The organism is Ramlibacter sp. P4_H7, from assembly GCF_056400765.1.
Map to the genome: position 1 here is coordinate 121,678 of NZ_JBFUKP010000005.1, position 18,334 is coordinate 140,011.

General features: G+C 68.7%; 21 protein-coding genes. 2 read left to right on the forward strand and 19 right to left on the reverse strand.

Going from position 1 to position 18,334, the window contains the following annotated elements:
- Nucleotide 1: 1 nt before the first annotated feature.
- A complete protein-coding gene (locus AC1DSA_RS09140; protein ID WP_477888272.1) occupies nucleotides 2-469 on the forward strand; it encodes an OsmC family protein in 468 nt (155 codons plus the stop codon).
- A 39-nt stretch (nucleotides 470-508) separates the two neighbouring features.
- Here AC1DSA_RS09140 and AC1DSA_RS09145 read toward each other — a convergent pair whose 3' ends face one another.
- From AC1DSA_RS09145 to AC1DSA_RS09235, 19 genes are all read right to left on the reverse strand, one after another.
- Nucleotides 509-898 (reverse strand): nuclear transport factor 2 family protein, encoded by a 390-nt coding sequence (locus AC1DSA_RS09145; protein WP_477888274.1) that lies wholly within the window; start codon nucleotides 896-898, stop codon nucleotides 509-511.
- Between the two features lie 193 nt (nucleotides 899-1,091).
- Nucleotides 1,092-1,607 (reverse strand): DUF1269 domain-containing protein, encoded by a 516-nt coding sequence (locus AC1DSA_RS09150; RefSeq protein WP_477888276.1) that lies wholly within the window; start codon nucleotides 1,605-1,607, stop codon nucleotides 1,092-1,094.
- Nucleotides 1,608-1,647: 40 nt separating this feature from the next.
- The gene (locus tag AC1DSA_RS09155) at nucleotides 1,648-2,037 is read right to left on the reverse strand and encodes a cytochrome C oxidase subunit IV family protein (RefSeq protein ID WP_477888278.1); all 390 of its coding nucleotides are present in this window, start codon (nucleotides 2,035-2,037) and stop codon (nucleotides 1,648-1,650) included.
- Nucleotides 2,038-2,045: 8 nt separating this feature from the next.
- Nucleotides 2,046-2,774 carry a heme-copper oxidase subunit III family protein gene (locus AC1DSA_RS09160; RefSeq protein ID WP_477888707.1) on the reverse strand — a complete coding sequence of 243 codons (729 nt, stop codon included), beginning with the start codon at nucleotides 2,772-2,774 and terminating at the stop codon, nucleotides 2,046-2,048.
- A gap of 20 nt (nucleotides 2,775-2,794) precedes the next feature.
- The gene (locus AC1DSA_RS09165) at nucleotides 2,795-3,493 is read right to left on the reverse strand and encodes a cytochrome c oxidase subunit 3 (RefSeq protein WP_477888280.1); all 699 of its coding nucleotides are present in this window, start codon (nucleotides 3,491-3,493) and stop codon (nucleotides 2,795-2,797) included.
- A 4-nt stretch (nucleotides 3,494-3,497) separates the two neighbouring features.
- A complete protein-coding gene (locus tag AC1DSA_RS09170; RefSeq protein ID WP_477888282.1) occupies nucleotides 3,498-5,303 on the reverse strand; it encodes a cytochrome c oxidase subunit I in 1,806 nt (601 codons plus the stop codon).
- A 14-nt stretch (nucleotides 5,304-5,317) separates the two neighbouring features.
- Nucleotides 5,318-6,670, reverse strand: a complete 1,353-nt coding sequence (locus AC1DSA_RS09175; RefSeq protein ID WP_477888284.1) for a c-type cytochrome — start codon at nucleotides 6,668-6,670, stop codon at nucleotides 5,318-5,320.
- 2 nt (nucleotides 6,671-6,672) lie between these two features.
- Entirely contained in the window at nucleotides 6,673-7,182 is a 510-nt protein-coding gene (locus AC1DSA_RS09180) for a hypothetical protein (RefSeq protein ID WP_477888286.1), read from the reverse strand.
- A gap of 267 nt (nucleotides 7,183-7,449) precedes the next feature.
- Nucleotides 7,450-8,568 (reverse strand): YeeE/YedE thiosulfate transporter family protein, encoded by a 1,119-nt coding sequence (locus AC1DSA_RS09185; protein WP_477888288.1) that lies wholly within the window; start codon nucleotides 8,566-8,568, stop codon nucleotides 7,450-7,452.
- A 25-nt stretch (nucleotides 8,569-8,593) separates the two neighbouring features.
- Nucleotides 8,594-10,330: a thiosulfohydrolase SoxB gene (gene soxB / locus AC1DSA_RS09190; protein ID WP_477888290.1), complete on the reverse strand. Its 1,737-nt coding sequence runs from the start codon at nucleotides 10,328-10,330 to the stop codon at nucleotides 8,594-8,596.
- Nucleotides 10,331-10,419: 89 nt separating this feature from the next.
- Nucleotides 10,420-11,073 carry a sulfur oxidation c-type cytochrome SoxX gene (soxX, locus tag AC1DSA_RS09195; protein WP_477888292.1) on the reverse strand — a complete coding sequence of 218 codons (654 nt, stop codon included), beginning with the start codon at nucleotides 11,071-11,073 and terminating at the stop codon, nucleotides 10,420-10,422.
- 11 nt (nucleotides 11,074-11,084) lie between these two features.
- Complete coding sequence (gene soxA, locus AC1DSA_RS09200; RefSeq protein WP_477888293.1) at nucleotides 11,085-11,885, reverse strand: sulfur oxidation c-type cytochrome SoxA; 801 nt, start codon at nucleotides 11,883-11,885, stop codon at nucleotides 11,085-11,087.
- Nucleotides 11,886-11,926: 41 nt separating this feature from the next.
- Nucleotides 11,927-12,238 (reverse strand): thiosulfate oxidation carrier complex protein SoxZ, encoded by a 312-nt coding sequence (soxZ, locus tag AC1DSA_RS09205; protein WP_477888295.1) that lies wholly within the window; start codon nucleotides 12,236-12,238, stop codon nucleotides 11,927-11,929.
- Nucleotides 12,239-12,279: 41 nt separating this feature from the next.
- Nucleotides 12,280-12,735: a thiosulfate oxidation carrier protein SoxY gene (gene soxY / locus AC1DSA_RS09210; RefSeq protein WP_477888297.1), complete on the reverse strand. Its 456-nt coding sequence runs from the start codon at nucleotides 12,733-12,735 to the stop codon at nucleotides 12,280-12,282.
- Nucleotides 12,736-12,809: 74 nt separating this feature from the next.
- Complete coding sequence (locus AC1DSA_RS09215) at nucleotides 12,810-13,850, reverse strand: c-type cytochrome (protein WP_477888299.1); 1,041 nt, start codon at nucleotides 13,848-13,850, stop codon at nucleotides 12,810-12,812.
- Nucleotides 13,834-15,177: a sulfite dehydrogenase gene (gene soxC, locus AC1DSA_RS09220; RefSeq protein WP_477888301.1), complete on the reverse strand. Its 1,344-nt coding sequence runs from the start codon at nucleotides 15,175-15,177 to the stop codon at nucleotides 13,834-13,836. Before soxC ends, AC1DSA_RS09215 begins: the two co-directional genes overlap by 17 nt.
- 118 nt (nucleotides 15,178-15,295) lie before the next feature.
- A complete protein-coding gene (locus tag AC1DSA_RS09225; protein ID WP_477888303.1) occupies nucleotides 15,296-16,246 on the reverse strand; it encodes an MBL fold metallo-hydrolase in 951 nt (316 codons plus the stop codon).
- A gap of 23 nt (nucleotides 16,247-16,269) precedes the next feature.
- Nucleotides 16,270-16,614 (reverse strand): ArsR/SmtB family transcription factor, encoded by a 345-nt coding sequence (locus tag AC1DSA_RS09230; RefSeq protein ID WP_477888305.1) that lies wholly within the window; start codon nucleotides 16,612-16,614, stop codon nucleotides 16,270-16,272.
- 38 nt (nucleotides 16,615-16,652) lie between these two features.
- Complete coding sequence (locus tag AC1DSA_RS09235) at nucleotides 16,653-17,081, reverse strand: DsrE family protein (protein ID WP_477888307.1); 429 nt, start codon at nucleotides 17,079-17,081, stop codon at nucleotides 16,653-16,655.
- Between the two features lie 185 nt (nucleotides 17,082-17,266).
- Here AC1DSA_RS09235 and AC1DSA_RS09240 point away from each other — a divergent pair, with 185 nt between their 5' ends.
- Entirely contained in the window at nucleotides 17,267-18,331 is a 1,065-nt protein-coding gene (locus AC1DSA_RS09240; protein WP_477888309.1) for a YeeE/YedE family protein, read from the forward strand.
- Nucleotides 18,332-18,334 lie beyond the last annotated feature (3 nt).

Below are 18,334 nucleotides of genomic sequence, written 5' to 3' on the forward strand. Positions count from 1 at the left end.
GATGGCCGGCCTGCCGCATCCCCTGCCGCACCGCTACGCGGCCCGCGCCTCCGGCACGACCTCCGGCAGCGTGGGCGTCGTGGCCGACGGCCTGCCCGCGATCGAGACGCAGCCGCCGCCGGAATTCGGCGGCCCCGAAGGCTACTGGTCGCCCGAGACGCTGCTGCTGGCCTCGGTGGCGGACTGCTTCATCCTGTCGTTCCGCGCCGTGGCGCGTGCCTCCCGGCTGGAGTGGCTGGACCTGGACGTCGACGTCCAGGCCGTGCTGGACCGCGTGGACGGCGTCACGCGATTCACCGCGTTCACGATCGCGCCGCGCCTGGGCATTCCGCCCACGACGCAGGAATCGATCGCTCTCGCCGTGCTGGACAAGGCCAAGCGGGCCTGCCTCGTCACCAACTCGCTGACGGCGAAGTGCGAGCTCACGCCACTCGTGTACAGCGTGACGGAGGCCAGCGAAGCCGATTGAGGCCGGGCAGGACGGCGCGCGGCCGCCCGCTGCGCCGCCTCAGCGCCTGGCCTGCAGCATCGCGGCCATGCGCTGGTGGATCAGGTTGATCGCCTTGAGCGGGCGGATCATCACCTTGAAGTCCACGATCCGGCCCTCGTCGTTCCACCGGATCATGTCGACGCCGTTGACGCCGACGCCGTCGATGTCGACCTGGAACTCCAGCACCGCATCGCGCGCGCCGACCACCTCGCGCGTGTAGCGGAACGACTCGTTGAAGAACACCTCGAACGCGGCCGCCAGGTACTGGCGCGTGACGGCCTTGCCGACCTGGGGCGTGTGCACCACGGGCGAGTGGAACACCGCGTCGTCGGCCAGCAGCGCATCGAGGCCGCCCGGATCGTGGGACCGGACGAGTTCGTGCCAGGCGGCGAGAGGGGATGGGTTCATGGGACCTTTCGTGCGGATGTCATTGCGAGGATGCGCGCTCACCGGCCCATGACGATGCCGTACGCACGAACAGGATCATCCCCGGGTACACGCCCAGCGCCATCGCAGCCACGCCGCTGGCCGCACCGGCGGCGACGATCTTCTGTTCCTTCTTCGGCGCTCGCGGGCCGCGGCCGGCGCGGCCGCAGCCGCTTCAGGGGAAGGCCGGGATGTCCGGCTCGGAGCCCTCGAGGTGCGCCTCCGGGTGCAGGGCGCGCAGGCGGGCCTCGACCTTCTCGACCCGCCAAAGCGGCACGTCGACCATCAGCAGGATCCGGCCCTTCTCGATGTCCGCGTTGAAGCGCTCCAGCCGCTTGCTTGGCGTGGAGACACCGATCATGGACGAGGTCCAGGTGCCGAACACCCCGCCCACGACGGCCAGCACGGCGGCCACGCCCCATTGCGGCTGGTCGCCGACCAGCGGGTAGTGCACCGCCACCAGCGCGCCGAACAGGGCGCCGACGCCGGCGCCGATGATCAGGCCCCGCTCCGCCGCCCGCACGACGTCGGAGGTCTGGAGCAGGTTGGCCGTGTTCAGGCCCGTCATGTCGCTGCCCTCGCGCGCGACGAAATGGATGTGGCGCGCCTCGATGCCCGTCAACAGGAGGTCGTCCATGGTGGTCTGGGCGCTTTCCAGGTCGGGCAACAGCCAATAGATACGTCTGCTCATGCTTGACTCCCTGGGGCTTTGCCCCGCAACAAGATGGTGTTCACTGCGGCGGCGCCGGCTGCTGGCTGGCCGGTGCGAAAAAGGTGCCTCGCGTCCCGAAGGTGTATTCGCCCTCCAGCGCCCCGATCGCCAGCAGCGTGATCAGCAGCAGGGGCGGCACCAGGATGGCGTACACCAGCGCGAGCCGCTCCCACATCATGTGCATGAAGACGGAGACGATCAGGCCCGCCTTCAGCAGCATGAACACGATGATCAGCGTCCAGCGCAGCAGGCCCTGGACGTGGAAGTAGTCGACCGCATAGGACGCCGCGCTCAGCACGAACAGCAGGCCCCAGATCTTGAAATAGATCCCGAGCGGATGCTGCTGGCCATGGGGCTGCGCGGCGGGCGGCTCCCCGCCGGGTGCGTGATGGTGTTCTGCGTGTTCCATGGACGGCCCTACCAGAGATAGAAGAACGCGAAGATGAAGACCCACACGAGGTCCACGAAGTGCCAGTACAGGCCCAGGATCTCGACGATCTCGTAGTTGCCCCGGCGGCCGGTCAGGAAGCCGGGCCGCTGGCGCTCGAGGTCGCCGCGCCGCACCTTGGTGGCCACGATCAGCAGGAAGATCACGCCGATCGTCACGTGCGTGCCGTGGAAGCCGGTGATCATGAAGAACGACGAGCCGAACTGGGCCGCGCCCCAGGGATTGGCCCAGGGCCGCACGCCCTCATGGATCAGCTTGGACCATTCGAAGGCCTGCATGCCGACGAAGGTGGCGCCCAGGGCCGCCGTCGCCACCAGCAGCCAGAAGGTGGTCCGGCGGTCGCGCCGGTAGCCGTAGTTCACCGCCAGCGCCATCGTTCCGCTGCTGCTGATCAGGATGAAGGTCATGATCGCGATCAGCAGCAGGGGCACGTTCCGGCCGAACAGCATCAGCGAGAACACCTCGCTCGGGTTGGGCCAGGGCACCGTGGTGGATACGCGCACCGTCATGTACGAGATCAGGAAGCTGCCGAAGATGAAGGTGTCGCTCAGCAGGAAGATCCACATCATCGGCTTGCCCCAGGGGACGTCCTTGAACGCCCGCTGGTCCGAGGACACGTCCGCGACGGCGCTGCGCCACCCCGCGGGCGTTTGCAGCGTCGCCGTCGCCGTCGCCGTCGTCGTACTTGCGTCACGCATGTTCATGGCCTGGGCTCCGATCACAAGGGCGTGGCCGAGCAGATCGCCAGCCCGATGCCGTTCGACACGATCAGCGCATACAGCGCCACCCACACGGCAAGCAGGTAGTGCCAGTAGGTCGCGCACAGGTCCACGCCCAGTCGCGCGCGCGCCGGGTCCCCCCCGCGCCACGCGCGGTCGGTCGCCCGGACCCAGGCCACGAGGCCGCCCAGCACGTGCAGGCCGTGGACCGCGGTGAACAGGTAGAAGAAGGCGGTGGCGGCGTTGGTGGAGACGAGATAGCCCGCGTCGTTCAGTTGCTTCCAGACGAACAGCTGCCCCGCGAGGAAGCCCAGCGTCAGCACGCCGCTGGCCGCCAGGCCGCGCCGCACCTGGCCCGTGTCGCCGCGGCGGGCTGCATGCACCGTCCACTCCATCGCCAGGCTCGCGCACACCAGCAGCGCGGTGTTGAACATCAGCAGCCGCGGCCGCGGCAGCGGGCTCCAGTCGGCCAGCCCCAGGCGCATGGCATAGGCGCTGACGAACAGCACGAACAGCGAGGTGACGACGGCCAGGAAGACCCACAGCGCGGTCTTGGCGGCCGGCCGAGGCGCCCCCGGCCCGCGCACCGCGTGCGCCACCGCGTGCGCGTGCCAGGGCTGCACGTTCAGGGTCTGCCGGAACAGCCACCACAGGATGGCGGCCATCAGCAGGGAGAGGAACACCAGGCCGATGGTCATGGCGTCACGCTCCCCGGCCCACCGGCAGCACGTCCCGGGTCCAGGCCTCGGCGGCCACTTCCGCGGGCGGGACGTTCTGCGGGATGTAGTCGGTCTTCACGCCGGGCACGCCGTAGTCGTAGGCCCAGCGGTACACCACCGGCAGCTCCTTGCCGAAGTTGCCGTGCTTCGGCGGCGTGTCCGGGGTCTGCCACTCCAGCGTGGTGGCCTCCCAGGGGTTCGGGCCGGAAGGCCGGCCGCGGAAGTAGCTGGCCGCCAGGTTGTACAGGAACACCATCTGCGCGGCGCCGACGATGAAGGCCGCGATGGAGATCGCCGCGTTGAGCGAGTGCGCCGAGTCCGGGATGAAGTTGGTCCCCGCAATCGCGAAGTAGCGGCGCGGCACGCCCATGAACCCCAGGTAGTGCATCGGGTAGAAGATGGCGTAGGTGCCGAGGAAGGTGACCCAGAAATGGAGCTTGCCCAGCGTGTCGTCCAGCATGCGCCCGGTGATCTTGGGGTACCAGTGGTAGATGGCACCGAACACCACCAGCACCGGCGCGATGCCCATCACCATGTGGAAGTGGGCGACGACGAACATGGTGTCCGACAGCGGCAGGTCCACCACCACGTTGCCCAGGAACAGCCCGGTGAGGCCGCCGTTGACGAAGGTGAAGATGAACGCGATGGCGAACAGCATCGGCACGTTCAGGCGGATGTTGCCGCGCCACAGGGTCAGCACCCAGTTGTAGACCTTGAGGGCAGTGGGCACCGCGATGATCAGCGTGGTGGTGGCGAAGAAGAAGCCGAAGTACGGATTCATTCCGCTGACGTACATGTGGTGCGCCCACACGATGAAGCTCAGGCCGCCGATGATCAGGATCGCCCAGACCATCATCCGGTAGCCGAAGATGTTCTTGCGCGCGTGCGTGCTGATCAGGTCGGAGACGATGCCGAAGGCGGGCAGCGCCACGATGTACACCTCGGGGTGGCCGAAGAACCAGAACAGGTGCTGGAACAGCAGCGGGTTGCCGCCCGAGTACGCCATCTGCCGGCCCTTGGAGATCAGCGCCGGCATGAAGAAGCTGGTGCCCAGCGTCTGGTCCAGCAGCATCATGATGGCGCTGACGAACAGGGCGGGGAAACCGAGCAGCGCCAGGATGGTGGCCATGAAGATGCCCCACACCGTCAGCGGCAGCCGCATCATGGTCATGCCGCGCGTGCGCGCCTGCAGCACCGTCACCACGTAGTTGAGGCCGCCCATGGTGAAGCCGATGACGAAGACCCCCAGCGACACCAGCATGAGGATGATCCCCCACTGCGCGCCCGGCGTGCCGTCCAGGATCGCCTGCGGCGGATAGAGCGTCCAGCCCGCGCCCGTGGGCCCGCCGGGCACGAAGAAGCTCACCACCAGCAGGATCACCGCCAGCAGGTAGAGCCAGTAGCTGAGCATGTTGACGTAGGGGAACACCATGTCGCGGGCGCCCACCATCAATGGGATCAGGTAGTTGCCGAAGCCGCCCAGGAACAGCGCCGTCAGCAGGTAGATCACCATGATCATCCCGTGCATGCTCACCAGCTGCAGGTAGCGGCTGGGGTCGATGAAGGCGAAGCTGTTGGGAAACCCGAGCTGCAGCCGCATCAGCCACGACAGCACCAGCGCCACCAGGCCGATGCCGATCGCCGTCACCGCGTACTGGATTGCGATCACCTTCGCGTCCTGGCTCCAGACGTACTTGCCGATGAAGGTCTTGGGGTGGTAGAGCTCGGGCTCCGCCACCTCGGCGGGCGGTGCGAAGTCGGATTCGTCGTGGGCAACGTAGGCAGACATGGCGGGTCCCCGGGTCAACGCGTGTTGATGTAGGCGATGACGTCGCGGACCGCCGCGTCGTCGGCCAGCATTCCGGCGATCAGCGCCATCTGGCCCCCGTAGATGTCCTGCGGATGCGCACCGCGGACACCGTCACGGAAATTTCCCAGTTGCCTGGCCATGTACCAGTCGCTCATGCCCTTGAGCCGGGGCGCGTTCGTCGCCGCGATGCCGCGTCCGTCCTCGCCGTGGCAGGCGGCGCAGGTCGCGAAGCGCCGGGCGCCCGTGTCGGCGTTGCCCTGGACGGTGGCCGCCGCCGGCGTGTCCGGCAGGCTCGCGATGTAGGAGACGACGTTGGCAATGGCGGTGTCGTCGGCCAAGGTGGCCGCCATCGGCGCCATCATCTTGCCGAACACGTCCCTGGCGTGCGTGCCGCGCGCGCCCTGCTTGAACTGCCGCAGCTGCCGCTCGAGGTACCAGGCGCCCTGCCCGCTCAGCTTGGGCGCGTTGGTGGCGACGTTGCCTTCGCCGTTGGCGCCATGGCAGGCCGCGCAGGTGGCATACGCCGCCTTGCCGGCCACCGCGTCGCCGGGCACCCGCGCGGCCGCCTGCGCCACCGTGGACTGCCGGTCCAGCCAGGCCTGGAAGGCAGCGGGCTCCTCGACCACGATCCGGCCGCGCATGGCGAAATGGCCGATGCCGCACAGTTCCTCGCACAGCAGGTCAAAGGAGCCGGTGCGCGTGGGCGTGAACCACGAATGCGTCACCATGCCCGGCACCAGGTCCATCTTGACCCGCAACTGCGCCACCGAGAAGTTGTGCAGCACGTCCTTGGAGCGCAGCAGCAACTCCACCGGCCGGCCCAGCGGGACATGCAGCTCGGGGCTGGCCAGCAGCACGTCGTCGTTGCCGTTGGGATCGGCCGGGTTCATGCCGAAGGGGTTGGCTTCGCTCGTGAAGCGGGGATGCACCGTCCCCAGCTTGCCGTCCTTGCCCGGCAGGCGGTAGCTCCAGTTCCACTGCTGCGCCACGACCTCCACCACCTGCGCATCCTTCGGCACGTGGATGACGTCCGCCCACACCAGCAGGCCCGGCGCCAGCATCGCGGCCACGCCGCCAGCCGTGATGAGCAGCAGCCACACCTCCAGCTTCTTGTTCTCGGGCTGGTAGGCGGCGCGCCCGCCTTCGCGGTGGCGAAAGCGGATCACGGCCCAGGCCATGAACAGGCTCAGGGCGACGAACACGATGCCCGTCACCCAGAAGGTGATGGAGATCGTGGTGTCGATGGCGTGCCAGTTGGATGCGATCGGCGTGAAGTACCAGGGGCTCAGGAAATGGAACAGCACGGAGCCGAGGGCCAGCCCGATCAGCGCGATCGCGATCGCCACGTTCAGGGCTCCGCGGTGGTTCTCTTGAGCCTCCAGTACAGCAGGCCCGCCACGACCCCGAAGACCACGTGCGCCGCCAGCGTGTCGACGCCGCGCAGGTCGGCCATCCAGGGGAAGAAGCCCACCAGGGCCTCGAAGTTCAGGAGGTACATGGCGATGCCCATCATCGCCCCGGCCACCAGCGCATAGGCGGGGGACTCGTCCAGGCGCAGCTGCGCCATGATGACGCCCAGCACGAGGCCGAACAGGATCCCCAGCAGGTAGTGGACCGCCAGCGCGATGGACACGACGGTGGCGCTGAAGGCATAGCCGGTCGTTCGCAGCTTCTCGGTGCCGATGAAGATCGGCGCGATCATGTGCGAGGTCCGCCAGGGGCCGTCGGGATTGAAGAGGGTGGACCACACCAGGTCCAGCACCATCAGCACCGCACCGGCGCCCAATCCCGCGACCGCCGCGGCGGCCCAGTCGGGCGCCCGCCAATGCCAGCTCCGCGTACCCACGAGAGTGTCCATGATGACCTCCCTATCGCGCGCGCAGCACGGAGCGGCGAATCCTCTCTGCGGTCACGCTGGCCATCCATCGGTGTGGATCAGCCCGGGACTGCCGAGGCGTCTGCGCATGCTGCCCCGGTCGTCCCGAGGCAGGTCCGCTTGCTATGTACACCCGATGTCCCGGCGACGCAAGAGCATGCGATCGGGCAGGCCCACAAGTGCCATGAGGCCGCTGCGTGTCTTCGCGCCATGGTCGAGCTGGCCGCGGATCCGCACGGCGACGATGCCTCAGTCCGCCTCGCGCTCCAGCCGCCATGCCTGGTACTTCACGCCGGCCACCGCGCCCGCGATCATGGCCGCCGCGGCCGCCGCGCTGGTCAGGCTCAAGGTGGACAGGCCGGTGACGCCCTGGCCGATGCTGCAGCCCATCGCCGTCACGCCGCCCACGCCCATCAGCACGCCGCCCGCGAGATGGTGGCCCAGGTCGGGCGTGCCGGCGAAGCCCTCCCAGCGGAAGCTGCGCCGCGCGAGCGCCATCGCCGCTGAGCCCAGGATGACGCCGGCCACCGACACGATGCCGACGGTCAGGCGCTTGCCCGCATCGCTGAAGAACATCAGCCAGTCCAGCGCGTACGCCACCGGCGACACGAAGCTCAGGCCCTCGGCGCGCGTCGAGTTGGTGGCCAGCCAGCTTTCCTCCAGCGTCTGCGGATGTTCCGCGAGATGGCCGAGATGGCCGGTGACCCACCACATCGCCAGCACCAGCGCACCGATGCCGGCGCCGGCCAGCAGGTTGCGCGGCCGGCGCGCCTCGCGCGACGCGAGAGCGAACAGCAGCAGCGCGCCACCGAGCAGGCCGCCGGCGACCAGCGAGGCCTGCGCCGCCGACAGGGTGGTCGCGCGCGCCAGCAGCGTCGCCGCATCCGCGTTCACGCCGAAGTCCAGCGCCACGCGGTCCACGGTGTTGACGCGCCAGACCGCCGTGAGTCCCTTCAGCGTCGCGAAGCCGGTGAGGCCCGCGACCAGCATCACCACCAGCGACTTGAGGCTGCCGCCGCCCACGCGCACCAGCGTCTTGCTGACACAGCCCGAGGACAACACCATGCCGAAACCGAACAGGCCGCCGCCCACCAGCGCGGACAACCACAGCCAGCGGGTCGATGCGTAGAGGGTCTGCGGCGCCGCCAGCACGCCGCTCGCGGCGAAGGCCGCGAAGCCGAAGGTGGCTACCGCGGCGGCCAGCGCCCACTGGCGCAGGCGCGTGAAGTCGCCGATCACGACCGCGTCGCTCACCGCGCCCATGGTGCAGAAACCGGTGCGCTGCACCAGCGCGCCGAAGCCCACCGCGATGCCCCAGGCCGACCACAGCACCTGCGTGTTCAGGGCGGACAGCTCGGCAGGGGTCATGCGGGGATTCTAGGATCCCCCTGGCTCACGCCTGCGCGTAGCCCGCATTCGGCAGGCCGCCGGAAATCTTCGGCACGTTGACCTGGCGCGGCGCGACCTTGCCGCCGCGCGCCTTCAGCCATTGCTCCACCAGCTCCCACACCGGCTTGTTGCCGGCCTTGGCGGCTTCCTCCGCCACCGGCGCCCAGCCCGCGACCTTGTAGTTGCGCGCCGCCTCGATCGGCTTGCCGGCCAGGCGCATGTCCTCGATGCGCCGGCCCATCGCCGCCGTGGGATTGATCGTGTACTGCAGCCCGCCCACGCGCACCATGTCGCCGCCCTGCTGGTAGTAGGGATCGGGATTGAACAGGTTGTCCGCCACGTCCTCCAGCACGGTCTTGAGCATTTCGCCGCTCATGGTGCTGACGGTGGCGTAGGAATACGTGGTGGCGGTCATGTCCATCAGCCATTCGCGCGTGATGTCCTGGCCCGCCAGCAGCGACGTGCCCCAGCGGAAGCCGGGCGAGAAGGCGATCTCGGCGCCCTGCACGTCCATCAGCGCGTCGATCAGCAGCTGGTCGCCCGAGCCGTTGAAGTTGCCGCGGCGGTACAGCGTGCCTTCGGTCACCGCCAGCTTCTCGGCCAGCTTCGCCTCGTAGGGCGCGCGGATGCGCGTGATCAGCGCGTCCATCTGCGCATCGGCGGGGAGCATGTTGGCGAACACCGGCAGCAGGCGGTAGCGGAAGTCGGCCGGCTTGCCGTTCTTCACGTCGAAGTCCAGCACGCCCAGGAACTTGCCGTTGGAGCCGGCGTTGGTGACGATGGTCTTGCCGCCCTTGTTGGCCACCAACGACGCGACCGGCATGCCATCGTGCGTGTGGCCGCCCAGGATGGCGTCGATGCCGCTGACGCGGCTGGCCATCTTGAAGTCCACGTCCATGCCGTTGTGGCTCAACACGACGACGACCTGCGCGCCCTTGGCCCGCACCTCGTCGACCATCTTCTGCATGTTCTGGTCCTGGATGCCGAACTCCCAGTCGGCCACCAGGTAGCGCGGATTGGCGATGGGCGTGTAGGGGAAGGCCTGGCCGATCAGGGCCACCGGCACGCCATTGATCACGCGGATCACGTAGGGCTTGAACACCGGGTCGCCGAAGTCGGTGGTCTTGATGTTCTGCGCGACGAAGTCGACCTTGCCCGCGAAGTCCTTTTCCACGATCTCCTTCACGCGCTCCATGCCCAGCGTGAATTCCCAGTGGCCGGTCATCACGTCCACCCCCAGCAGCTTGGCCGCGTCGACCATGTCCTGGCCCTTGGTCCACAGCGAGGTCGCCGAGCCCTGCCAGGTGTCGCCGCCATCGAGCAGCAGCGCGCCCGGGCGGCTCGCCTTCATGCGCTTCACCAATGTGGAGAGATGCGCGAAGCCGCCGACCTTGCCGTAGCGGCGCGCGGCCTGCTCGAAATCGAGATAGGTGAGCGCGTGCGCCTCGGCGCTGCCCGCGGGCACCTTGGCGGCCTTTAGCAACTGCTCGCCCACCAGGTGCGGCAGCCGGCCCTGCATGTCACCCACGCCCAGGTTGACGCTGGGCTCGCGGAAGTGGATCGGCTTGAGCTGCGCGTGGCAGTCCGTCATGTGCAGCAGCGAGACGTTGCCGAAGCGCGGCAGGTCGTACAGCGCGTTGGCGGCGGTCTGCGCATCGGCGTCCGCCCAGCGGCCCAGGCCCATGCCGGCAACAGAAGCGGCGCCCATCACCTGCAGGAACTCGCGCTTGGAGAGGTTCATGTTTGAAGGAGTGACTGATCTATCCCGGGGGAAAAAAAGCCCGGGACGAACCCGGGCCACCGGAGACCGCGCTGGCTTGCGCGGCGTGCTTACTTGTTGACCGGCGAGGCCGGGTCCAGCAGCAGCGCCATGATGTGCCGGATCTGCTGCTCCGTGAGGTTGCCCATGTGGCCGGAGCGCGGCATGTTGGAGCAGGCGTTGTACGCCTTGGCGTTCCAGATCTTGCCCCAGGTGTATTCCACGACCGGCCTGGCGGCGGCGCCGTTCGGGTCGGCGACGCCGCGCAGCTTGCCGTAGTGGTAGAGGCTGGGACCGATCGTGCCGAAGGAGATCTCCTCCTTGCTGATCTGGTGGCAGTTGTAGCAGTTGCCGCCATTGGGCTGGCCGGCGGCATCGGTCCAGGTCTGGCCTCGGCCGCTCTGCGCGATCTGCTCGCCCTGCTTCCAGTCGCCGAGGAACTTGCCGTCGGACGGCCACTTGACGGTCTTGAGGTTGTCGGCCTCGATGCGCTTGGCCACCGCGGGTTCCAGCGGCTTGCCCGCCGCATCGGCGGCGCTGCAAAGCTTCAACGTCTCGTCGGTGGCGGTGACGCGCTCGACCTTGGCGATGCCCTCGCTGCGGAAGGCGCCGCGCACCATGTCCTGCGTCAGCTTGTCGACGTCCGCGCCGGCGCCCAGGGTGCCGCAACCGACCACGGCCGCGGCGATGGCCAGGCCCAGGAGGGTGATGGAAATCTTCTTCATGGTGCTTCCCGTCAGCGCTTGATGGTCGGGGCCGCCGACTTCGCGCCCTTCGAATTGACGCCCAGGTAGGTCGAGATCGCCGTCAACGCGTCGCTGCCGAATTCCGGATAGGGGAAGCGCTGCTGGCGCAGGCAATCGTTCAGGCGCAGCTGCATGCCCCACATCTGGCCGTTGGACACGCGGTAGGCCGGCCACGCGGCGAAGCCGACGCCGTCGCCGGGATTCTTCGTGAGGTTGGGCAGGTCCTGCAGGCGGATGCGCTTGCCGTCCTCGCCGTGGCAGGACGCGCAGGCGAAGTCGTGGGTGCCGCCGCGCATGAAAAACAGGCGCTTGCCGGATTCGTAGAAGGCGCGCTCCATCGGATGCGCCTGCGGCAGGTTGAAGGCGAGGCCCTTCGATTCGGCGGCGACGTAGGTGGCCAGCGCCGTCACGTTGGCCATCTCGCCCTTGCCGAACTCCGTCTTCGCGATGGCCTTGCCGTCGAAGCCCTGCAGCGTCTCCATGCAGCTGACCAGCCGGCTTTCCAGGTCCTGCACCTTGCCGGTGTCGGCGAACCAGCGCGGCAACTCGACGAACGCGCCCTTCACCACGCCGGGGCCCTTGCCCAGGTCGCAGCGTTCCAGCGATGCGTTCTTCGGGCCGCGCTTCTGCTTCCACAGGCCCTCGCCCTTGGCCTCGAACAGGTCGGCCGGATTGCCGTCGGCCAGCATGGCGCGGTACTCGTCGATCGCCTGCGCGGGAGTCTTCTGCGCCGCGGCACTGCCGGCCGCACAGGCCAGCGCCACGGCGACGGGCCACAGGGTGCTCCGCATCGGTGTCTCCTTCGTTTTCTTGTGCACTGCCTGCGGGGTGTTCAGCTGACCGTCGCTTCGTCGGTGCGCGTGTCGCCCCGGTTGTCCTTCCAGGTGACCGCGACCTTGTCGCCGGCCTTCGCGCCCTTGAGCGTGAACTGCAGGAACGGGTTCTTGGCGACCGCGGGTCCCCACTCGGCGCTCAGCACGGGCTTGCCGTTGTGCGTGGCGCTCACTTCGTTGATGTGCCAGGCGGGAATGACCTTGCCCGCGCTGTCCTTGCGCTGGCCGGTTTCCATCTCGTGGCTCATGAGGACGCGGACGACCGCCTTGTCGCCCTGCATCTGTGCGCGGATGCGCATCGGGTCTGCCATGGTGTGCTCCTGATTCTGTGGGGGGTCGGATCGCGCGCGGTTCAGCCGCCGCAGCCGCCCAGCGTGACCTTGACTTCCTTCTTGGTGAAGAAGGCCTTGTTGTCCTTGGTGATCGCCACCGCGTAGACGTCGGACGTCTGTCCCATCTTGGCGCGGGTGGAGAAGCTGGGCTCCACCGCATCCGAAATGTCGAACTTGGCGACCAGGCTGCTCGGGTTCTTTTCCACCAGCACCAGCAGGTGCTTGAGGTTGGGCAGCGTGGAAGCCACCGCCATCGGCACGACGGCGCCGTTCTCGGCGATGTCGGGCGCGGTGAGGGAGACGTCCTTGCTTTCCACCGGGGCGCCGGCGCCGTACGCCTTCACCGCATCGTTCACGTTCTTGGCGTCGAAGGCCACGTTGTTGAAGGCGAAGGCCTCGCGCGGGAAGAGTCCCGTGGCGCCCAGCAGGCCGGCCACGGCCAGCGACTGCTTGAGGGTTTCGCGTCGATTCTGCATTTGCTGCTCTCCTGGAATACTTAAGTCGATCCTAATGTCTTCGGGGTGCGCCCCGCCTTGGGGCAATCCCTGCGTCAGCGGGCGCCGCCCGCCAGCCAGTCGGCGATCTGGCTCGCCTCGTGGGCGCTGATCGCCTGCGGCGGCATCGGGATGCTGCCCCAGGTGCCGGAGCCGCCGGATCGGATCTTGCCCGCCAGGTACTCGCCCTTGCCCGCGTGTTTCTTCGCAACGTCCGCCCAGCTCGGACCCACCAGCTTGCGGTCCGGCGCATGGCAGGCGGTGCAGCTGTTCTTCTGCAGCAGCTCGGTGGGCATGGCGGTGGCCGGGGATGCGACCGCGCCCTGCGCCACGGCCACCTTCTCCGGCGGCCGCGTGTCGATGCCGCGCTGCGCGCCCACCAGCCGGTTCTGCTCGGCGAGATTGCCATGCGCATTGCGGGCGAAGTCCGGCAGCGTCGAGGCGATCCTGCCTTCGACCGGGCAATTCGCCATGCACGCCGTCCCCTGCACGTCCGGCCTGGCCGCGCCGGCGATCTCCTTGCCGGGCCACATCGCATGCCCCGTGGTCACGCCGTTGCGATTGGGCAGTCGCTGCTGGACGTCGGCGATGTTGCGGTCGCTCAGGACGAAATCGTCCGGGACGATGCGCCCCAGGTTCAGCAGGTAGGCAGTCACCGCGTACACCTCCTCCACCGACAGCGACTTGGGCTGGTTCCAAGGCATCGCGCGGTTGATGTAGTCCCAGAGCGTGGACACGGTGGAGACCTTCATCAGCGTGGTGCGGCCCGGAAAGTCGGTGCGGCGCAGGCTGGCCACGCGGCCGGTCCGGATGTCTTCGTCGCTGGTGCCGCCCACCAGCGGGTTGAACACCTCGTTGGATTCGCCGAACACGCCGTGGCAGCTGGCGCATTTGGATTCCCACACGTCCTGGCCCTTGGCCACCGAGCCGGAGCCGGCAGGCAGGCCCTTGAAATCGGGGCGCACGTCGATGTCCCAGGCCTGCACTTCGGCGGGCGTGGCCGCGCGGCCGATGCCGGGAAAGCGCTCCTGCGCCGGCGCCGCGCACGCCGCGCCCGCGAGCGCCACGGCCAGCAGGAGCTCAGGCCACCTGGACATTCTTCACCTCGCCGCTTTCCTGCACCAGCCAGGACTGGATGGCGTTGTTGTGGTAGATCGAGCGCGTGCCGCGCACCGCCTTCAGCTGTCCCTTGGTGGGCTGCACGTAGCCTGTCTCGTCGGTGGCGCGGCTCTGAAGGATCGCCGGCTTTCCGTCCCACACCCAGTCCATGTTGAAGCGCGTGAGGCACTTGCTCATCACCGGTTCCTGCAGCTTCGCCGTGCGCCAGTTGCGCCCGCCATCGACGGACACATCGACGCGCTTGACCTTGCCGCGGCCCGACCACGCAAGGCCCGTGATGCTGTAGAAACCCTTGTCGAGAAGCACCTGTCCGCCCGAGGGCGTGGTCACCACGCTCTTGCATTCCTGGATGCTGGTGTACTGGCGGTGCTGGCCGTCGGGCATCAGGTCCACGTAGTGCACCGTCTCGTCCTTGGTCGCCCAGGGCTGGTCGCCGACCTCGACCCGGCGCAGGTACTTGACCCAGCTCACGCCCTGCACGCCCGGCACCACCAGCCGCAGCGGGTAGCCGTTCTCGGGGCGCAGCATCTCGCCGTTCTGTCCGTAGGCGACCAGCACCTCGCCCGACTCGATCAGGCCCATGGGAATGGTGCGCGTCATCGAGGAACCGTCGGCGCCCTCGGCCAGCAGGAAGCGCCCCTTCTTCAGGTCCGCGCCCGCCATCTGCAGCAAGGTGATCAGCGGCACGCCGGTGAACTCGCTGCAGGACAGCATGCCGTGCGTGTACTGCGCGGTCGGCACCGCCACGTTGCCCCACTCCATGCCGGTGTTGGCGCCGCACTCGATGAAGTGGAAGCGCGACACCGAAGGCAGGCGCATCAGTTCGTCCATGGTGAAGACCCTGGGCGCCTTCACCAGGCCGTTGACCATGAAGCGGTGCTTCGTCGGATCGATGTCCCACCAGCCCTGGTGGTGGCGCTCGAAGTGCAGGCCGCTGGGCGTGACGATGCCGAACAGCGACTGCAACGGCGCGAACGACACCGAGGCCTGCGGCGTCTGCGTGAGGCCGGGGCTTTGGCGGCGCTGCACGTTGCGCTCGTACTTCGAGGGCTTGCCGTAGCCATCGGTCACTACCGGCTGGCCCAGGCCGCGCGAGTGCTCGGGCAGCTCCAGGATGGCCGGGTCGCCGCCGGCCTGCGCCACGGCGGCGCCCGCCGTCATCCCGGCCGCGGCGGCCGCAAAGGCGCTGCGCAGGAAGTCGCGCCGGCCCTCCCTGGCCTCGGCGAAGACCTGCCGCACCCCGGCGGGGGCGATGAAGTTCTCCGGGGCCTTGAGCAGCCGACCGGACGGAGGAAGGGAAGTCACGCGCGCGTCCTCATGTATTGCAACTGTCGAATATAAGCATTCGCAGAATTACGGAGAACTTTAAGTCTTCGCCGGCCGGCTGCTCCTCGGGACAAACCCGGGGATGCCGCGCCCGGCTTCAGCGCAGCTGGCGCTCCATCAGCAGGTAGGTGTTGTAGGCGTTCATGCGGTTGGCCGCACGGAACAGCGGGAGGTGCTCGAAGCGCGACCAGTCGGTGCGCGCGTAGGCCTCCTCGAAGGGCTCCATCTCGCGCGCCGCCACGCCCATGGACTCGCGCAGGAACGCGAGGTAATCGCGGGTGAGCTGCAGGTCGTCGCGCGCCGAGGTCGAGAGCGCGCCGTGACCGGGCACCACCACCTCCGGGTTCATCTTCAGCAGCAGGTCCAGCGCGGCGATCCACTGGCGGCTGTCCGCCTGCCCCACGAAGGGAACGCGGCCGCGGAACACCATGTCGCCGGCGAACAGCACCCGCTCGCCCGGCAGGAACACCACCAGGTCCTCCGGCGTGTGCGCCGGGCCCACGGGCTGGACCTGGATGCGCACGCCGCCCAGCACCAGCTCGGTCGGTCCGTCCAGCCACTGGTCGGGCGTCACCAGTTGCGTGTCCGCGTCGATCCAGGGCGCGAGCTCCGCGCGCGACGCCTGCAGGCGGCCGGCCGCGGTGTCCGAATTCAGGTACTCCAGGGCGGCCCGGTGGGCGAGGACGCGTACCCCGCGCTTGCGGAATTCCTGCAGGCCGTAGATGTGGTCCGCGTGGTAGTGGGTGACGATCACGTGCGTCACCGGCTGCGGGGTCACGCGTGCGATCTCGGCCAGCAGTTCCCTGGCGAGTTGCGGCGAACCCAGCGCGTCGATCACCACCACGCCGGCGGGCGTGACGATGAAGCCCGCGTTGGAGATGAAGTTGCGGTTGGCGCGGCTGCCCAGCGCCGCATCGCCCTGCACGAACCAGGCGGACGGCGACACCTGCTGCGCCGCCACCTGGCGCGGGGCGGGCTGCTGCGCCCACGTCGCCGCGGCAAGGAGCAGCGCCGCGAGCGCGACGGACAAGCGGGAAGACAAGCGCATGGCCGGGACGCTCCGCGGAGGCCTCAGCCCTTCGCGTCGGACTCGATCGCGATCTGCGTGCAGACGGCCCGGCACAGCGTGACCACGCGGTCGTTGATGATGCGGTAGAAGATCTGCACGCCATCGCGCCGCCGGCCGATCACCCCCGCCTGGTACAGCGTGTTCAGGTGCTGCGACATGTTGGGCTGGGTGGTGACGATCTCCTCGAGCAGCTGGCTGACGTTCTTCTCGCCGTTGCACAGGCAGCTGATGATCTTCAGGCGCATGGGGGCCGACATGACGCGGAACACCTCCGCCGCCATCTCGAAGACCTCGTCCGTTTCCACGCCGGCGGACTGTTCCGCCGCTGCCGTCGATCGTCTTGCCATCGAAGTCCTGCCCTTCCTTGTCCGTCCTGCCGTGCGCGTCAGGGCTTGATGTAGGCGTAGCCCTCGCGCGACTGCAGCTGGCCGATGCGCACCACGCCGGAGGGGGTGAAATCCGCGTCCATGGTGAACTGGTCCTTGCGCACGTTGCGGCTCTTCAGGGTGATCTCGCAGACCTCGAAGCGCACGCCCCGGGCCTTGAGCGCGCTCACCAGCGACGCGTAGTCGATGTTGGGGTTCTTCCTGTCCTTCGCCCCTTCCATCAGGAAGTCGATCCCCAGCGCGTGCGTGACCACCACGATCTTCGTGTCCGGCGCGACGTCGAGGTGGTTGCGGATGTTGCGCAGCCCCTTGGTGGCCTGGGCTTCGGCGTCGTCGATGTGGTAGACCACCTTGTCCTGCGCCAGCGCCGCGAAGGCGAGCATCCAGCAGGCGGCGAAGACGGCGAACAGCCGGGCGAAACGTGTCATGGCGAGGCTCCGAATGGGGCGCGAACCGGCGCTCCAACGGGGTGACGATAACCGGGCCGCGGCCATCCGGGCTTCAGGGTATATCACTAGTTGCTTCTTTTTGGATGGATCAAGGATCGCGCTTGATGCCCGTCAATGCCGGGGTGCCGTGCAACCGTGAGCATCGAACCGCACGGACCAAGCAAATGGACCTTCCAACCCTCCTCGAACGCGCAGGCGACCCGGCGGTGCTGGCCACCGGCGGCGCGGCCATCGGCCTGCTGTTCGGCTTCTTCGCGCAGCGCTCCGGCTTTTGCCTGCGCGCGGCGGTGATCGAGTTCGCGCGCGGGCAGCCGGGCGAGAAGCTGGCGGTGTGGCTGCTCGCCTTTGCGGCGGCGGTGGTGGGCGTGCAGGCGCTGTGGCTCGCGGGCTGGATCGACGTCGGCAACACCCGCCAGCTGGCCGCGCGCGGCAGCCTGTCGGGCGCCATCGTCGGCGGCCTGCTGTTCGGCGCCGGGATGATCATGACGCGCGGCTGCGCCAGCCGGCTGCTGGTGCTCTCCGCCACCGGCAACCTGCGCGCGCTGCTGTCGGGGCTGGTGTTCGCGGTGACCGCGCAGGCCGCGCTGGCCGGCGTGCTGGCCCCAATGCGCAACGAGATCGGCAGCTGGTGGACGGTGGAAGGCGGCAGTCCACGCGACCTGCTTTCGGTGGCGCATCTCGATCGCCGTGCCGGCCTGGTGTTCGGCGCGCTGTGGCTGCTGGCGGCGCTGTGGTTTGCCCTGCGCAGCCGGCGCGACCCGTGGAAATGGATCGGCGGCATCGGCGCCGGCCTGGCGGTTGCGCTGGCGTGGGCGTTCACCGCCCGGGTGGCGGCCGCGTCGTTCCAGGTCGTTCCCATCCAGGGCCTCACCTTCAGCGGGCCGTCCGCGGAATGGCTGATGCGCGTGGTGGCGAGCCCCGGCCTGGCGATCGGCTTCGACTTCGGCTTCCTGCCCGCCGTGTTCGCGGGCTCCTTCCTCGGCGCGCTGCTGGGTCGCAACCTGCAGCTGGAAGGTTTCAAGGACGGCTACAGCATGCGGCGCTACATCGCCGGCGCGATCGCGATGGGGTTCGGCGCGATGCTGGCCGGCGGCTGCGCGGTGGGCGCAGGCCTCAGCGGCGGCTCGATCTTCTCGCTGACCGCCTGGGTGGCGCTGGTGTCCATGTGGATCGGTGCCGCCTTCACCGACCGCGTGCTCGATCGCGGGCCGCGGCGCCACGGCCCCTGAGGG

Bases quoted from the DNA above. Each gene is read 5' to 3' on its own strand.
- AC1DSA_RS09140 (WP_477888272.1), top strand. From the start codon at position 2: ATGGCCGGCCTGCCGCATCCCCTGCCGCACCGCTACGCGGCCCGCGCC.
- AC1DSA_RS09145 (WP_477888274.1), bottom strand. From the start codon at position 898: ATGAACCCATCCCCTCTCGCCGCCTGGCACGAACTCGTCCGGTCCCAC.
- AC1DSA_RS09150 (WP_477888276.1), bottom strand. From the start codon at position 1,607: ATGAGCAGACGTATCTATTGGCTGTTGCCCGACCTGGAAAGCGCCCAG.
- AC1DSA_RS09155 (WP_477888278.1), bottom strand. From the start codon at position 2,037: ATGGAACACGCAGAACACCATCACGCACCCGGCGGGGAGCCGCCCGCC.
- AC1DSA_RS09160 (WP_477888707.1), bottom strand. From the start codon at position 2,774: ATGCGTGACGCAAGTACGACGACGGCGACGGCGACGGCGACGCTGCAA.
- AC1DSA_RS09165 (WP_477888280.1), bottom strand. From the start codon at position 3,493: ATGACCATCGGCCTGGTGTTCCTCTCCCTGCTGATGGCCGCCATCCTG.
- AC1DSA_RS09170 (WP_477888282.1), bottom strand. From the start codon at position 5,303: ATGTCTGCCTACGTTGCCCACGACGAATCCGACTTCGCACCGCCCGCC.
- AC1DSA_RS09180 (WP_477888286.1), bottom strand. From the start codon at position 7,182: ATGGACACTCTCGTGGGTACGCGGAGCTGGCATTGGCGGGCGCCCGAC.
- AC1DSA_RS09185 (WP_477888288.1), bottom strand. From the start codon at position 8,568: ATGACCCCTGCCGAGCTGTCCGCCCTGAACACGCAGGTGCTGTGGTCG.
- soxB (WP_477888290.1), bottom strand. From the start codon at position 10,330: ATGAACCTCTCCAAGCGCGAGTTCCTGCAGGTGATGGGCGCCGCTTCT.
- soxX (WP_477888292.1), bottom strand. From the start codon at position 11,073: ATGAAGAAGATTTCCATCACCCTCCTGGGCCTGGCCATCGCCGCGGCC.
- soxA (WP_477888293.1), bottom strand. From the start codon at position 11,885: ATGCGGAGCACCCTGTGGCCCGTCGCCGTGGCGCTGGCCTGTGCGGCC.
- soxZ (WP_477888295.1), bottom strand. From the start codon at position 12,238: ATGGCAGACCCGATGCGCATCCGCGCACAGATGCAGGGCGACAAGGCG.
- soxY (WP_477888297.1), bottom strand. From the start codon at position 12,735: ATGCAGAATCGACGCGAAACCCTCAAGCAGTCGCTGGCCGTGGCCGGC.
- AC1DSA_RS09215 (WP_477888299.1), bottom strand. From the start codon at position 13,850: ATGTCCAGGTGGCCTGAGCTCCTGCTGGCCGTGGCGCTCGCGGGCGCG.
- AC1DSA_RS09225 (WP_477888303.1), bottom strand. From the start codon at position 16,246: ATGCGCTTGTCTTCCCGCTTGTCCGTCGCGCTCGCGGCGCTGCTCCTT.
- AC1DSA_RS09230 (WP_477888305.1), bottom strand. From the start codon at position 16,614: ATGGCAAGACGATCGACGGCAGCGGCGGAACAGTCCGCCGGCGTGGAA.
- AC1DSA_RS09235 (WP_477888307.1), bottom strand. From the start codon at position 17,081: ATGACACGTTTCGCCCGGCTGTTCGCCGTCTTCGCCGCCTGCTGGATG.
- AC1DSA_RS09240 (WP_477888309.1), top strand. From the start codon at position 17,267: ATGGACCTTCCAACCCTCCTCGAACGCGCAGGCGACCCGGCGGTGCTG.